The organism is Desmospora activa DSM 45169, assembly GCF_003046315.1.
Classification (GTDB): Bacteria; Bacillota; Bacilli; order Thermoactinomycetales; family DSM-45169; genus Desmospora; species Desmospora activa.
This window is the reverse complement of record NZ_PZZP01000004.1, coordinates 18,588-33,037: the sequence shown is the minus strand read 5'-3', so window position 1 is coordinate 33,037 and position 14,450 is coordinate 18,588. Positions and strand designations below refer to the sequence as shown.

The window sequence follows — 14,450 nt, the reverse complement described above, 5'->3', positions numbered from 1 at the left end:
TGTCGACCGATACATGTAAGTACACTGTGATCCAGTGTATTTTTCTTTTTTGTTGACACATAAAAGTGCATAATGTATATTTAACATATATACAATATACCCAAAGATCCCATTGGAATGAGGATGTCTATGAGAATATTAATTTCTAACCAGTCAAAAGAACCGATTTATGAGCAGATTAAGACTCAAATTAAAGAAAAAATCTTAAATGATGAATTGAAGGAAGGGGACGCTCTACCGTCAATGCGCAAACTCGCTAAAGATTTACGCATCAGTTTAATTACGACGAAACGTGCCTATGTTGAATTAGAAAATGAAGGCTTCATCACTTCGTTCGTCGGGAAGGGGTCGTTTGTAGCCAGTCAAAATACCGAACTTCTTCGCGAAAAGCGGTTAAACCTGATTGAAGAGCAGCTGGCACAAGTCGTTGAAGAAAGTAAACGGGCAGATTTGAGCCTTGCTGAACTGAAAGAGATTTTGGAAATGTTATTTGAGGAGGATAAATAATGGAAAATGCAATCGAACTTAAAAATGTATCGAAGAACTATAAGCAGTTTTCGTTAGACAACATTTCTTTTTCGGTTAAAAAGGGGTTTGTAACAGGATTTATTGGCCCAAACGGGGCGGGTAAAACGAGCACGATCAAAATGATCATGAATCTCATTCATGCTGATTCAGGTAGTATTGAGTTGTTTGGATTAGATCATAAATTAAATGAGCGTTTTGTAAAAGAACGCATCGGCTTCGTTTACGCTGAAAATCATTTTTACGATCATCTTACAATTGACAAAATGAAAAAAATCATTTCGCCTTTTTATAAGAACTGGGATGATGCGCTATTTTATGAAACGGTCCGCAAGTTTGATTTACCGCTTAAGCGTAAGATTAAGCAGCTTTCTACCGGTATGAAAATGAAGTTTTCATTAGCCATCGCATTGGCTCACCATGCTGACCTCATTATTATGGACGAACCGACATCTGGCTTGGATCCGGTTTTTCGCAGCGAAGTTTTAGATTTATTTTCCGAAATTATGCAGGATGAGGAGAAAACAATCTTTTTCTCCAGTCATATTACATCGGACCTTGAACAGATCGCCGATTACATTACATTCATTTATGATGGGCGTATTCTTTTTCAAGAAACGAAGGATGACATCCTAGAACGCTTTGCAATCGTAAAGGGAGACCGTCAGTTGCTTGACGCTGATACACGTAAGCATTTGATCGGTATACGGGAAACCGATTTTGGTTTTGAAGCATTAACAGCAGACCGTGTTGAAACGAGAGAAATTTTTGGAAAGGAAGTATTAATCGAACAGACGAACTTGGAACAACTGATGGTCTTTACGGTGCGAGGTGAAAAGCATAAACGAATTTCTTCATAACAGAATTTCAGTCATGTATCGAGCTAGGAGTCCTCGTGCATCACGTTCATCATTTAATCTCTTCCGCTTTGTCAAAGGCTGTGCCCGTCAAGAAATTATAATTTCAAGGAGGCAGACACTATGAAAGAATTATTATTAAAGGAATACTATGCAAATCAATCGACGTATGCTTCAACATTTATCTTTTTCGCTATTACAGCATGGGTTATCACTGATAGTCATCAAATACCCTCATTCTTATCGGTATTATTTGCAGGCATCTTTCTGTTCTCTACGACTTACGTTGATGAGCAAAATAATAGTCACATCCTGATTAATAGCCTTCCCGTTAATCGCCGATTGGTGATCGCTTCTAAATATGTGAGTGGACTTCTGGTCGGTATGCTGCTTTTAATATTAACGATCGTCATGAACGCTGTTATCCCAGTCAATACACCGCTAACTGAGATGAGCATCGCGCTGACTGCTGCTGCTATTATGATTACGATTGCACTTTACTATCCGGCTTACATGATTTTCGGACCTCGATTCATGGGTTATGTTTTCATTGTAGTAATGGTCGGTATACTGGCACTTGCACCGCATATCGCAAATACAAACTTTCTCGATACCGTCACTCTTCTCCTCCAACAGTATTCAACTGTAGCTTTGATTACTGGAATAACTGCAGCAGCTATCGTTATTTTGGTTTTATCTTGGATAATTTCAGTGCGTGTCTATGTAGCTAAACAGTTTTAATAATTCACGGGGTCTGAGCCGAATTTGATTTTTCTGGACAAACGGTTAAAAAAATATCCGAATTTCTTGAGCGGATGATCATGGCTGAAATTAATCGGAATAATGAATGAGGGTAAAACTTCTCATGTGTTTCTAAACACGTTGAGAAGTTTTTTTCAATAATGAAACCATCACCCCTGCTTCATCAACCCCACTTCTTCACACAGCTGGACTAATCGATGGACGCCGTAGTATTGCTGGCGATTGCGTTCATGGATGCGTAAGAGCGCATGTTCTGTCACTTTTTTCGCTTGTTCAATGCTCTGATGCTCCACCGCTTGCACAATCTCCTTCATACTCTCCAAAAAATAGACGGTTCTACGCAAGGTGCGTATCAGCAAAATCTGCCGGATATGCACAGGGGTGAAAAGCCGATATCCATTCTCGGGATCTCGTTCCGGCGACAGGAGTCCTTCCTTTTCCCAATGGCGAATGGCAGAAGCGGGTACATCGGTGAGTGTGGAAACTTCGCCGATGGTTAGTTGGTTTTTTTTCTTTTTATTTTTCAGGAGAGGAAGGCTAGGATCTTGTAGTAGAGCAAGCGTCTGGTCGGCAACCACTTTTTCCTGCTGCAGATTGGCCTGTTCTTTGTTGACAATCCAGAAAGCGGTATCCACCTCTCCATTTTGAATGTGGCGAAGCACATCACATGTCAGCTTTACCCCAAATCCGGGAAACATGGCGCGCAGGCAACGGAAATAAGCCAAATGTTCCGATGTATACAGACGATACCCATTTTTAGCACGCGCAGGTGCCGGAACGACTCCCCAAGATTCATAATGTCGTAATGCGCTGGTGCTGATGTGGAGCTCTCTTGCGATCTCAATCGGCTTGTAGTAGCGCATCTTCCATCTCTCCCTTAAAGTGGATCTTTACTATATCAAACAAGACCCTCCTTAGGCAAACATTAGAGAAAAAGATTAAAGTCCTACGCTAAACATGACGACGCACTAAACCGATAATTTTAGGGATAAATGACTTCTAACTTTCTCACTTGCATTAGAGTTATAAAATGGCGGTGGAGGATTATCTTGCATTGAATTGAAGGAGGGTTTTGTATGATTGGGAGAATTCGCATTGAGGGAGCACGAGAAAACAACTTGAAAAATATTTCGCTAGAGATTCCTAAGCACCAGCTCGTGGTCGTTACCGGACCGTCAGGGTCGGGGAAATCGACACTGGCGCTGGATATTTTACAGCGGGAATGTCAGCGGCAATACATGGAATCCAGTGGGATGTCAGCGGAATCAATTGAAAAGCCGAAGGTGGATTCGATTGTGGGCCTTTCTCCCTCGATCGCCATCGGTCAACATATCACCAACCGCAATCCGCGGTCAACGGTAGGAACGGTAACCGACATGTATACGTATTTGCGCCTAGTGTTTCAAAAGAAAGGGGAAATGCAGTGTAACCAATGCCAGGCGATCATCCCGCCAGCGACGGATGATGAGGGTACGGTTATTCACTGCCCCGATTGCCGGCATCTCCATTCACGGTTGACCAAATCGGATTTTTCCTTTAATACTCCCAACGGTGCCTGCCCCCGATGCAGCGGTTTGGGAAGAGTGGTAGAGATCGATGCTGAGGCTGTCTTTGACAAAGAGAAAAGTATTCGCGAGGGTGCAGTCACCTTTTGGCACGGCATGTTGCATGACTACCAGGCGAACATCCTGGAAGCGGCGGGGAAGCACTACGGGCTTGCAATGAGAGGGGATCAGCCCTTACACACATATAGCCAAGCGCAGTGGGATTTGCTGCTGTACGGGGTGGAAAGCGAGGCTTTCTCCCGTCATTTTCCCGGTATTACACCGCCAAAAAGTGTGAGCAAAGGGAAGTTTGAAGGGGTGCTGACAGGAATGTGGCGGCGTTACAAGGAAAAGGAGGGGCAATCCAGTGATGCCGCTTATTTTATTACCCAGACATGCGGCGACTGCGGCGGCGAACGGCTAAAGGAAGAGAGCCGTCGTGTGACGGTTATGGGTGAAACCTTGCCCCGTCTTTCCCATTATTCCTTGGATGAGCTTTGCAGTTGGATCGAGCGTGTACAAGCTAAGTGTCAACAGGATGAGGACCCGCTACTTGAGACGGTTCTGCACGATTTGCTGATAAAAGTGAGACGGGTGATCCGTGTCGGGTTGGGATATTTAACCCTTGATCGAAACGCGATCTCGCTTTCCGGCGGGGAAGCACAACGGCTGAGGCTGGCTTCTATTCTCGGTTCCGGTCTGACTGGTGTATTGTATCTGTTGGATGAACCCACCTCCGGACTGCATCCCAAAGATACGGACGGTTTGATTCATGTCATGAAGCAGCTGCGTGATCTCGGCAATACTGTACTGGTGATTGAACATGATGAACGTGTGATTCAAGCGGCTGATCATGTGATTGATGTGGGTCCCGGTGCAGGCCGTTTTGGTGGGGAAATCGTCGGTCAGGGAACACTGGGGGAGTTGATGAAGCAGTCACAGTCGATCACCGGCCGCTATTTGCGGGAAAAGAGAAAATTGGAAGCAAAGGGACGCCGAGGCAACGGTCAGAGGATTACGATTCATGAGGCAACCCGCCACAATCTGCAACAGGTGACGGTCTCCTTTCCACTTCAGTGCCTGGTTGCCGTCTCCGGTGTCTCCGGTTCCGGCAAATCGACACTCGTCTTTGATGTGCTCGCTTCCGCTGAAAAAGGAAGAACAGACGTGAACGGGTGCCGCTCCCTCACGGGGATGGATGGAGTCGACAATATGATCCGCGTTGACCAGTCCCCCCTTACACGCATGCAACGCTCCAATGTTTCCACCTATATCGATTTGTACACACATTTGCGTAAGGTGTTTGCTGGATTGCCGGAGGCGAAAGAGCGAGGTTTCAAGGCAAACCACTTCTCTTTTAATACGCCGGGTGGAAGATGTGACCGCTGTGAAGGGTTGGGACAAGTCTCCGTCGATATGCACTTTCTCTCCAATTTGCAGGTGGTCTGTCCCGACTGCCGCGGCAAACGGTTCAAGGAAGAAGTCCTAGCGGTTACCTATCAAGGATATACCATCGCCGATGTTCTGGCACTGGGAATCGACGAGAGCCTCTCTTTATTTTCAGGGCTAAAGAAAATGAGACAACTGCTAGAACTCTTATGTGAAGTAGGCCTTGGCTATTTGCAATGGGGACAGCCAATGACGACCCTATCCGGTGGAGAAGCACAGCGGTTAAAGCTGGCAAAGGAGCTTAGCAAACCTACCGCCGGTCACACCTTGTATCTATTGGATGAACCCTCCTCCGGCTTACATTTTCATGATGTGCAAAATCTTCATTTGTTGTTGAATAAGCTGGTCGACGCAGGGAATACGGTGATGATGGTTGAACACCATACCGATCTTATCGCCGCTGCCGATTGGGTGATCGATATGGGACCCGCGGGAGGAATGGCCGGCGGGAGAGTGATGGCTAGTGGGACACCACAGGAAGTGGCGGCTGTTAACGAATCTTTTACAGGCAGATTTCTCGCTGCTTATTTTTAGGGTTTAAGGTTGAGGCCACCCGTATGAGGTGGCCTTCGTTTTTTAAAACATAGTGCTTGATTTTATTTGCAACAATTTCCGTTTTCCACCGTCTATAGTGTTACAGTGATCACGGTGGAATGGGAGGTTATATGATGAAACCGACAGCGATTAAAATTGCATTGCTTACGGTCATCTGTTTTCCGTTTTTGCTTACACCCGGCCACAAAACCGAAAGCGATCATCGGAAGGAGGATAAACCCATATTCCAGATTGATGATATTGATAAACGTCTTATCACCGCAAATAATCGCTTTGCCTTTGGGCTATATGAAGCGACGGTAAAAGAAGAGGAAGATAAAAATATACTGCTGTCGCCCTTTAGTGTATCGTTGGCCTTAGCGATGACCTATAACGGGGCGGATCTGGAGACAAAAGAAGCGATGGTGCGCACACTGGAAGTGCAGAATCTCAGCATGGAGGAAATCAACCAATCCCATGCTGCGCTAAAAAACGTGATCGAACATGCGGATCCCGATATACAACTAAATATCGCCAATTCGCTCTGGGGTAGGGAAGGAATCACGTTTCATGAGGAGTTTCTTAAAAAGAACGAGGCGTTTTATGATGCCTATCTCACGACGATGGATTTTAACGATCCTAAAGCCGCCGCCACCATCAACGGTTGGGTCCATGATCATACAAACGGAAAAATCGAAAAAATGGTCAATGATGACATCCATCCTCGAACGATCTTGTTTTTACTTAATGCCATCTATTTTAAAGGGGAATGGGCCGAGCCTTTTGATGAAGCGTATACAACGGAGCGTGATTTCTACTTAGCGGACGGGTCGACACAAAAGGTGCCGATGATGTCCCAGTCTGGAGAGTGGAAGTATTTCCAAGGGGAAGGGTTTGAGGCGGTACAGTTGCCATATGGAAACGGGCGGATCAGTATGAACATTTTCCTGCCGGATGAGAACTCGGATCTGACGCAATTTCAGCAGCAATTGAACGAGCAAGATTGGCAGTCATGGATGGACCACTTTCAATCGACACCAGGAAACATTCGGCTGCCGCGTTTTCAGGTGGAGTATGATAAGACGTTAAATGAGGCGTTAAAAGCGCTGGGGATGGAAGTGGCGTTTGATGAAGGACGAGCCAATTTTGAACGGATGGTAGCCTCGCCTAATGAGAATGTGGTTATCAAAGAAGTAAAACACCGCTCATTTATAGAGGTGAATGAAGAAGGAACGGAAGCGGCTGCTGCAACATCGGTGGAGGCGCAATTAGTGTCCGCACCTGTACCCACAAACACGTTTAATATGGAGGTAAACCGGCCGTTCTTCTTTACGATTCAAGATAATGAAACGGAAGCGTTGTTATTTATGGGATCGGTGGTGGAGATGGGATGAACGGCCTTCAATGAGGTCTACTTGGAACCGCGGCGTTTTCCGACACACGTATTACGGAAAGTGTGGTTCCTTTAAAGGAGAGTGTCGATTTATTACCCGGCTGCGAAAAATGAAAAAAAGCTTCTCACGAGTATATCCTACTCATGAGAAGCTTTACTTAAACAAAAGATTAGGAGCGCTCCAAACGGGCGATGCGCTCATCCAGATCCGGGTGGCTGGAGAATAGTTTGAGCCATCCGGATTTGCTGTTGATTTTCATCGTTTGCATCGCTGTCTGGCTGTCATCGACCATGTCAACATGGTTTTGGAGAGAGCGAAGCGCATGTATCATCTTGTCCTTGCCGGCGAAGTCGGCTCCACCGCGATCAGCGTGGAATTCGCGATAGCGGGAGTAAGCCATTACCGCGATACTACCGAGAATGGAGAAGATGATGTTAAATAGGATGACACAGACAAAGTGGACGATGCCGGACAGTTCTTCCCGTACCAGCCGTGATACGGCATATGCCGCGATCCGGGACAGGAAGACGACAAAAGTGTTGATTACCCCTTGCAACAGTGTCATCGTTACCATGTCACCGTTGGCGATATGGGCCACCTCGTGGCCGATGACCCCTTCGACGGCGTCGGCATCCATCCGCTCCAACAAGCCGGTAGAAACGGCGACCAAGGAGCGGTTTTTGGTGGGACCAGTTGCAAAGGCGTTTACTTCAGGAGAATCGTAGATGCCAACTTGGGGCATTTCGCGAATGCCCGCTTTACGGGACATGGAGTGCACCTTTTCAATGATCCATCGTTCATCTTGGGTCAAGTTGGGATCATCGGGGGACAGGACGCGGACACCCATCATCCACTTTGCCACGATACGCGAGATGGCCAGTGAGATAAATGCACCGGAAAAGCCGACGATGGCACTAAATGCCAACAGAGCACCGTAATCGATCCCCTGTGAAGTGATATAGTTGCCAACGCCAAAAATGGTAGTAAAGATTACGATGGTAGTCAAAACCAGCACGTTAACGACGATAAACAAGAAAATTCGCTTAAACAATGGCGATCAACCTCCCCGTACAGCAGTTCTAGCTTGTTGGACATGGACCAATACTTTCGATAAAGGTATTACACCTATATTATTAATTTTAACATTATCTAGCGAGCTTGGGGCTGGATTTGTAAGTAATTTTTTTGAATAAGAAGTGACGGTGAAAAGGAGTGGTCGATGATCATGAATCGATTGGTTGGGTTGTGGTCCGTTGATGTCTTATATGGCCCGGGAGCGCAGGAGGATACCGTTATCGCATTTATGGCTAACGGCGAAGGTTGGCTTGCCTTTTATCATTATGTGTTGTTAGAGCGGGAAACTTTTTACTGGCGAATCGATGACGGTGGACGTCTTCATATTAGCGGAAAAACTTATGCGGGGTACACCCTTGATGACCAATGGGAAGAAAAGCCCTCTGATTGGACTGTGCTTAATTTAAGCTTTCGCATTGCCGGGGAGACCGTTCCATCCAGTGAGAGCATGGATGTGTTAACATTTTCAAAGCCGCTTTGGTGCAACGAGAGCCGGTTTGGTCTTCTCAAAAAAGAAGTGAGTCGGAAGGAGTTGCCACAATTTGATCATGATTGAGGGTAGTCGGGTGCGATTTCTCAATCAAGTTTCAATTATGTTGGACCAAGTTCTTATATAAAGGCCAATTATGTGTGATAAATATCCTGATGAATCGCGCAATTATTTTCCGTAAGGAAAAAAACACCCAGCAACCCGTCGTCGGTTTGCTGGGGTCAGCGTAATTTGCGGATATTGAATTGATCAGCCAACAGTGCCCAATTTTGTGGAAACGTGCGTCCCAATACCCAATAACTGATGCCGCGCAGGCGGTATTCTTTGATCAGGTTAAATTTGGCCTGCATGCTGCGAGCGTCCTCAAACCAGACGATGTGTTCTTTGCGCGCTTGATCGTAATAGCGGTAATAAGGAGCTTCATCGCGATTATCGTATAAAATTTCCGCCCCTACCCGCCGGGCTTGATCGACTGCTTCTTGTGGGCTGAGTGTTTTGGCGAAGGGGCCGCCGCGTACATAAGGTAATGTCCAGTCGTAGCCGTAGAGAGCTCCACCCATCATAATTTTGTTGCGGGGAATGACGGAGACGGCGTAATCCAGCACACGACGTACTTGGCGAATGGGCGCCACCGGTAGCGGAGGGCCACCGGACCAGCCCCACTCATAAGTCATCAGGATGACAAAATCGACAATCTCACCATGGGCGGGATAATCATGGGCGCCATACCAGGCACCGGTCTGTTCCGGCCCTACTTTTGGAGCAAGGGCGGTGGATACGAGAAAACCGGCCTCCTTGATCCGAGGGGTGATCTGTCGCAAAAACGCGTTGTACTGTTCACGGTCTTCAGTGCGCAAATTTTCAAAGTCGATGTTTAAGGCCCGGTACCCCTTTTGTCTCATGGTAGTCAAAACATTTTGGATCAAGCGGTCACGTACCGTCGTATCAGTAAAGATGCGCCGGGCGATAGTCGGTGAGAAATTACCCTCTGCAAAATTGGTTATTACCATCATCGGCACTGTACGGGTATTCGCCAAGGCTTGCAGAGCGGTTTGATCTTGCAGTGGGCGTAAGTTGCCATCTGCTTGCACTTGATAGCTAAACAAGCTGATATAAGTGCAATACTCCGCCACCTCTTGAATGATCCGACGATCTTTTTCAGTATTTGCCGGTTCGAGAAAGCCGTTTACTTCAATGGTACGTTTCGCTGCTGCGGGTATCGTGAGCCGCTGTCCAGGGTTGATGCGTCCGTCGGTGGGGATATTGTTGGCCTGACGTAGTGCTTCCACACTGATGCCGTAGCGGTTGGCGATGGAGGAGAGGGATTCCCCCGCTTGCACAATGTGCACCCCTGCTGGAACGGGAACGAGAAGCGCTTCTCCGGGGACCAGTTTTTCCGGGGTGGTTAGTTGGTTAATCTGGATGATGTCTGTTGTAGAAACACTGAATCGATTGGCGATACTCCAGATGGAATCACCCCGATTGACCACAATGATCTGCATGGTATCCTCCTTATATGGGGTTTAGTTGTAGGCTATTCGCATGAGATTGGGCGGGTGCATGGCCTTATCCGCTCTCGCAAGTGGGATCGATTTTCGATATAGTAGGGATAGCGAAATAGGTGAATAATCGACTGAGCCCAAAGGTGACGGAGGGATTTCTATGGAAAATGAAAACGAGAACAAACCGGAAGTAGAGCAAAAGAAAAATGGATCGTCGACCAGCTTAGATCCCAAGGTGGCCGCTTGTTTATGTTATGTTTTATGCTGGGTGACCGGGCTAGTCTTCCTCCTGATTGAAAAAGAGAATCGCTTTATTAAATTTCACGCGTGGCAGTCGGTGATTACCTTTGGCGGTTTGACTGTGATTGCAGTTGTAGCTGGAATCATTCCTTTCTTAGGTGGGATGATTATTACCCTGATTCAGATACTGGCCATCGTTCTCTGGATCGTTCTTATGGTGAAGGCGTACCAGGAAGAATGGTATCGTTTGCCGGTAGCGGGTGAGATTGCAGAAAATCAGTTGAAGTGAACAGTTGTTAACCCCCCTGGATGGGGGTTTTTGTATGGTCGGGGGGAAATGATAATCGCTTAAAATCACTGTTCAATCAGGTTTAAATACAATTGGATAAGTGAAATATTCAAAATAGAGTGGAGAGAAACGATCAATCCAGCATTGGAGGTAGATTTGATGGCTGATGTTAAAATCCAGACGATGGATCGTGGACCCATCATTGTGCGTGGGGATGTAGAACTGGTAGACGCTGAGGGCAATTCATTCGCCACCAAAAAGCAATTCGCCCTTTGTCGCTGTGGTCTCTCCAACAACAAACCCTTCTGTGACGGCAATCATTCCGGAAACTTTGAGGATTGCGCTCGGGCGGAAAAGGTGTTGTAAGCGTAAGTGAGGGAAGAGAAGTCGTATATCGATGCGGCAAAGAGTACACAAACGATCAATATACTGAGCGATACAATAAGAAACGCGAAACCATCCAAGAGTTTGATTCATAAAAAAAGAGAGTGATCGATGATCGCTGTATTTACAGCCCTCTATGCATAGGGGGCTGTAAATACAAACCATTAATTAGATCCTGAACGGCTTCCTCTTTTTTCTTTGTGTTGGCGTCCATTAACCGGGATCGCGAGCTGCCTTTGCTGCGCTGCTCGAACCGTTTGCAAAGGGAAAAGGATCACAGCATGTATGATGATATTTTCTCTTTCCATTTAAGTGTTACTTTAGTATAATTATAAAGTAAGAATAATTATCGTTGATCGGTTTGTAGTTTCTTACGATCAGAAGCATAATTATTCGCTACTTCATTTAAACAGAACAGAGAGGAGATAAACAAATGGACGCTAACACTTCTAACACAGGAAAGTGCCCGTTTACAGGAAGTGTGACTCGAAACCAATCTAGTGGTACGACAAACAGAGACTGGTGGCCAAACCAGTTAAACTTGAACATTCTGCATCAGCATGACAGAAAATCGAACCCTTTGGATGAAGACTTTGATTACGCAGTAGAATTTAAAAAGCTAGATTACTATGCTTTGAAGAAGGATCTTAAGGATCTGATGACAGACAGTCAAGATTGGTGGCCCGCTGACTATGGGCATTATGGGCCATTATTTATCCGGATGTCTTGGCACGCTGCTGGTACTTATCGTACAGGTGACGGCCGTGGAGGTGGTGGAACTGGCGCCCAGCGTTTTGCACCACTTAACAGTTGGCCTGACAACGCTAGCCTAGATAAAGCTCGTCGACTCCTATGGCCAATCAAGCAAAAATATGGCAACCAAATCTCTTGGGCCGATTTGCTCGTTCTTGCAGGGAATGTTGCGATTGAATCCATGGGTGGTAAGACAATTGGTTTTGGCGGAGGACGCCCAGACATTTGGCATCCTGAAGAAGACACTTATTGGGGTGCTGAAACGGAATGGCTAGGAGATAATCGTTACACAGGTGATCGTGAGCTTGAAAATCCACTTGCTGCCGTTCAGATGGGTCTGATCTATGTGAATCCAGAAGGACCAAACGGTAAACCAGATCCGATTGCAAGTGCTCGCGATATCCGTGAAACGTTTAAACGTATGGGAATGAACGATGAAGAAACAGTTGCCCTAATAGCCGGCGGCCATACGTTCGGCAAGGCCCACGGTGCAGGAGATGCTGCTCACGTTGGTCCAGAGCCAGAAGCTGCTCCTGTAGAAGCACAAGGATTAGGTTGGCTAAGCACACACGGCAGCGGCAAAGGCCGTGATACAATCACCAGCGGTATTGAAGGGGCTTGGACTCCTACTCCGACACAGTGGGATAATAGTTACTTTGATCTGCTGTTTGGATATGAATGGGAACTGACAAAGAGCCCTGCAGGCGCATATCAATGGACTCCTAAAAATCCTGTTGAGAAGGATCTTGCACCGGATGCAGAAGATCCATCCGTTCGTGTTCCGACGATGATGACTACCGCGGATATGGCATTGCGTCATGATCCAGAATACGAAAAAATTGCTCGCCGCTTCCATGAGAATCCAGATGAGTTTGCAGATACGTTTGCTCATGCATGGTTTAAACTACTGCACCGTGACATGGGACCGAAAGCGAGATATCTAGGAGCAGAAGTTCCGGAAGAAGATTTCATCTGGCAAGATCCGATACCGTCAGTTGATTATGAATTAACCGATGCAGAAGTAGAAGAGCTGAAAGCGATGATCCTGGACTCAGGACTTACAGTAAGTGAGCTAGTCACAACTGCTTGGGCTTCAGCAAGTACCTTCCGTGGCTCCGATATGCGTGGCGGCGCGAATGGTGCCCGCATCCGTCTTGCGCCGCAGAAAGATTGGGAAGTGAATCAGCCGAAGCAACTGGCTAAAGTGCTGACTGTACTAGAAGACATTCAAAAGCAACTGAGCAAGAAAGTCAGCATTGCTGATTTGATCGTCCTGGGCGGTAGTGCCGCATTAGAAAAAGCTGCACGCGATGCAGGCTTTGATGTAACGGTTCCGTTTACTCCCGGACGTGGCGATGCAACAGAAGAGCAAACGGATGTAGAAGGGTTTGCAGTACTGGAGCCGATCGCTGATGGTTTCCGCAACTACCTGAAGAAAGAGTATAGTGTAAGTGCAGAAGAGCTGCTGGTAGACAAGGCGCAACTGCTTGGCCTTACTGCTCCAGAAATGACTGTACTTATCGGTGGTATGCGTGTGCTGGGTACCAACTTCGGTGGCACTGGGCACGGCGTATTCACTGATCGAGTAGGCACACTCACAAACGACTTCTTTGTTCATTTGCTTGACATGGGAGTTGAGTGGAAGCCGGTGGACGGTGGCGTATATGAAGGCCGTGATCGCAAAACAGGTGAAGTGGTACGTACAGCAACTCGAGTTGACCTCGTGTTCGGTTCAAACTCTGTTTTACGTGCCCTGGCAGAAGTTTATGCTCAAGATGATAACAAAGAGAAGTTTGTGCGTGACTTTATCGCTGCCTGGGTGAAGGTCATGAATGCTGATCGTTTCGACCTTAATTTAAAGGCTACCAAGGCTACTACTACAACAGCATCATAAACCCCGTGGACTTTGCCGGAAGGTGGAAGAAGTACACCACCTTTTCAGGCAAGGTCCTACATAGAGAGAGCATTTCGCACATCATGATGCACTCGATTCCGAAGCACCTTACGAGGATGCCTAAAGATACAAATTAGTTTAACGAGTTTTCGCTCGTGAATATACCAAATAATTGTTGGACTTGAGAGGGGTGTTTTTTACCCCTCTTGCAAGTCTGACCACTTAGTAGAATCATGGTAAGAAACTCCCACTTCTTAGCGTTAGCGTAAGTAGAGAGGTTCATCTCAATATACTTGACTCTCCCCTTAGAGGAGGGCATAAGCTTAACTTGTAAACAAAAAGGAGGTAATTATTATGAATTTAGAGCTACGGGATGTCAGGCAAGAAGATATAGTTCATATACTGACCCCATAAGACCCCAGACACATGTTAAGTTAGAACAAAGGGGATGAAAGGGGTCTTTTTCATGGGACGGAGAAAGTGGAGTGCGGAAAAGAAGATGGAGATTGTGTTGGAAGGAATGGCTCCAGGGGCAAATATATCAGAGGTATGCCGGCGGCACCACATCGCTCAGCCTCAATACTACCGGTGGCGGGAAGCTTTCTTGGAAGGAGGACGTTCCCGCTACCCCCTCTCAGCGAGAAAAGCAGCTGGAAGAAGAGCTGAAGGAGACTAAATCGCTGCTGGGAGAAAAAGAAATGCAGATTGAGATCTTGCGAAAAAAGACCGATTGGGGCCGGAGGTAAGTACACGGGAGCT

The 14,450-nt window shown here is 46.6% G+C and carries 13 protein-coding genes; 10 read left to right on the top strand and 3 right to left on the bottom strand.

Annotation, left to right across the window (positions count from 1 at the left end):
- Positions 1-129: 129 nt before the first annotated feature.
- The 3 genes from C8J48_RS17240 to C8J48_RS17230 all read left to right on the top strand — a co-directional run bounded on the left by C8J48_RS17240 (position 130) and on the right by C8J48_RS17230 (position 2,123).
- Complete coding sequence (locus tag C8J48_RS17240) at positions 130-507, top strand: GntR family transcriptional regulator (protein ID WP_107728516.1); 378 nt, start codon at positions 130-132, stop codon at positions 505-507.
- Positions 507-1,385, top strand: a complete 879-nt coding sequence (pmtA, locus tag C8J48_RS17235) for a phenol-soluble modulin export ABC transporter ATP-binding protein PmtA (RefSeq protein ID WP_107728515.1) — start codon at positions 507-509, stop codon at positions 1,383-1,385. The genes C8J48_RS17240 and pmtA overlap by 1 nt, the downstream gene beginning before the upstream one ends.
- Positions 1,386-1,505: 120 nt before the next feature.
- Complete coding sequence (locus C8J48_RS17230; RefSeq protein WP_107728514.1) at positions 1,506-2,123, top strand: ABC-2 transporter permease; 618 nt, start codon at positions 1,506-1,508, stop codon at positions 2,121-2,123.
- A gap of 170 nt (positions 2,124-2,293) precedes the next feature.
- On the opposite strand, the gene C8J48_RS17225 is transcribed toward C8J48_RS17230, so the two are convergent.
- The gene (locus C8J48_RS17225; protein ID WP_107728513.1) at positions 2,294-3,007 is read right to left on the bottom strand and encodes a TioE family transcriptional regulator; all 714 of its coding nucleotides are present in this window, start codon (positions 3,005-3,007) and stop codon (positions 2,294-2,296) included.
- A 213-nt stretch (positions 3,008-3,220) separates the two neighbouring features.
- Between C8J48_RS17225 and uvrA the strand changes: the two genes are divergently transcribed.
- Positions 3,221-5,671, top strand: coding sequence for an excinuclease ABC subunit UvrA (gene uvrA / locus C8J48_RS17220; protein ID WP_107728512.1), 2,451 nt, complete (start codon positions 3,221-3,223; stop codon positions 5,669-5,671).
- A 134-nt stretch (positions 5,672-5,805) separates the two neighbouring features.
- Positions 5,806-7,065 carry a serpin family protein gene (locus tag C8J48_RS17215; protein ID WP_170105680.1) on the top strand — a complete coding sequence of 420 codons (1,260 nt, stop codon included), beginning with the start codon at positions 5,806-5,808 and terminating at the stop codon, positions 7,063-7,065.
- 169 nt (positions 7,066-7,234) lie between these two features.
- On the opposite strand, the gene htpX is transcribed toward C8J48_RS17215, so the two are convergent.
- Positions 7,235-8,116, bottom strand: a complete 882-nt coding sequence (gene htpX, locus C8J48_RS17210; protein WP_107728510.1) for a protease HtpX — start codon at positions 8,114-8,116, stop codon at positions 7,235-7,237.
- 174 nt (positions 8,117-8,290) lie between these two features.
- Here htpX and C8J48_RS17205 point away from each other — a divergent pair, with 174 nt between their 5' ends.
- A complete protein-coding gene (locus C8J48_RS17205) occupies positions 8,291-8,695 on the top strand; it encodes a hypothetical protein (RefSeq protein WP_146160526.1) in 405 nt (134 codons plus the stop codon).
- 155 nt (positions 8,696-8,850) lie between these two features.
- Here the strand turns inward: C8J48_RS17205 and C8J48_RS17200 are convergent, their stop codons facing one another.
- Complete coding sequence (locus C8J48_RS17200) at positions 8,851-10,131, bottom strand: LysM peptidoglycan-binding domain-containing protein (RefSeq protein WP_107728508.1); 1,281 nt, start codon at positions 10,129-10,131, stop codon at positions 8,851-8,853.
- Positions 10,132-10,291: 160 nt separating this feature from the next.
- Between C8J48_RS17200 and C8J48_RS17195 the strand changes: the two genes are divergently transcribed.
- From C8J48_RS17195 to C8J48_RS17180, 4 genes are all read left to right on the top strand, one after another.
- On the top strand, positions 10,292-10,660 hold the full coding sequence (locus C8J48_RS17195; RefSeq protein WP_107728507.1) for a DUF4870 domain-containing protein: 369 nt from the start codon (positions 10,292-10,294) through the stop codon (positions 10,658-10,660).
- Between the two features lie 159 nt (positions 10,661-10,819).
- A complete protein-coding gene (locus C8J48_RS17190; RefSeq protein ID WP_107728506.1) occupies positions 10,820-11,026 on the top strand; it encodes a CDGSH iron-sulfur domain-containing protein in 207 nt (68 codons plus the stop codon).
- 451 nt (positions 11,027-11,477) lie between these two features.
- Entirely contained in the window at positions 11,478-13,691 is a 2,214-nt protein-coding gene (katG, locus tag C8J48_RS17185; RefSeq protein ID WP_107728505.1) for a catalase/peroxidase HPI, read from the top strand.
- A gap of 448 nt (positions 13,692-14,139) precedes the next feature.
- Positions 14,140-14,367, top strand: coding sequence for a transposase (locus C8J48_RS17180; RefSeq protein ID WP_107728504.1), 228 nt, complete (start codon positions 14,140-14,142; stop codon positions 14,365-14,367).
- The last annotated feature ends 83 nt before the right edge of the window (positions 14,368-14,450 follow it).

Excerpts from the sequence above, each read along its gene's own strand:
- C8J48_RS17240 (WP_107728516.1), top strand. The coding sequence starts at position 130 with ATGAGAATATTAATTTCTAACCAGTCAAAAGAACCGATTTATGAGCAG.
- C8J48_RS17200 (WP_107728508.1), bottom strand. The coding sequence starts at position 10,131 with ATGCAGATCATTGTGGTCAATCGGGGTGATTCCATCTGGAGTATCGCC.
- C8J48_RS17205 (WP_146160526.1), top strand. The coding sequence starts at position 8,291 with ATGAATCGATTGGTTGGGTTGTGGTCCGTTGATGTCTTATATGGCCCG.
- C8J48_RS17225 (WP_107728513.1), bottom strand. The coding sequence starts at position 3,007 with ATGCGCTACTACAAGCCGATTGAGATCGCAAGAGAGCTCCACATCAGC.
- C8J48_RS17190 (WP_107728506.1), top strand. The coding sequence starts at position 10,820 with ATGGCTGATGTTAAAATCCAGACGATGGATCGTGGACCCATCATTGTG.
- C8J48_RS17230 (WP_107728514.1), top strand. The coding sequence starts at position 1,506 with ATGAAAGAATTATTATTAAAGGAATACTATGCAAATCAATCGACGTAT.
- uvrA (WP_107728512.1), top strand. The coding sequence starts at position 3,221 with ATGATTGGGAGAATTCGCATTGAGGGAGCACGAGAAAACAACTTGAAA.
- C8J48_RS17195 (WP_107728507.1), top strand. The coding sequence starts at position 10,292 with ATGGAAAATGAAAACGAGAACAAACCGGAAGTAGAGCAAAAGAAAAAT.
- katG (WP_107728505.1), top strand. The coding sequence starts at position 11,478 with ATGGACGCTAACACTTCTAACACAGGAAAGTGCCCGTTTACAGGAAGT.
- pmtA (WP_107728515.1), top strand. The coding sequence starts at position 507 with ATGGAAAATGCAATCGAACTTAAAAATGTATCGAAGAACTATAAGCAG.
- C8J48_RS17180 (WP_107728504.1), top strand. The coding sequence starts at position 14,140 with ATGAAAGGGGTCTTTTTCATGGGACGGAGAAAGTGGAGTGCGGAAAAG.
- C8J48_RS17215 (WP_170105680.1), top strand. The coding sequence starts at position 5,806 with ATGAAACCGACAGCGATTAAAATTGCATTGCTTACGGTCATCTGTTTT.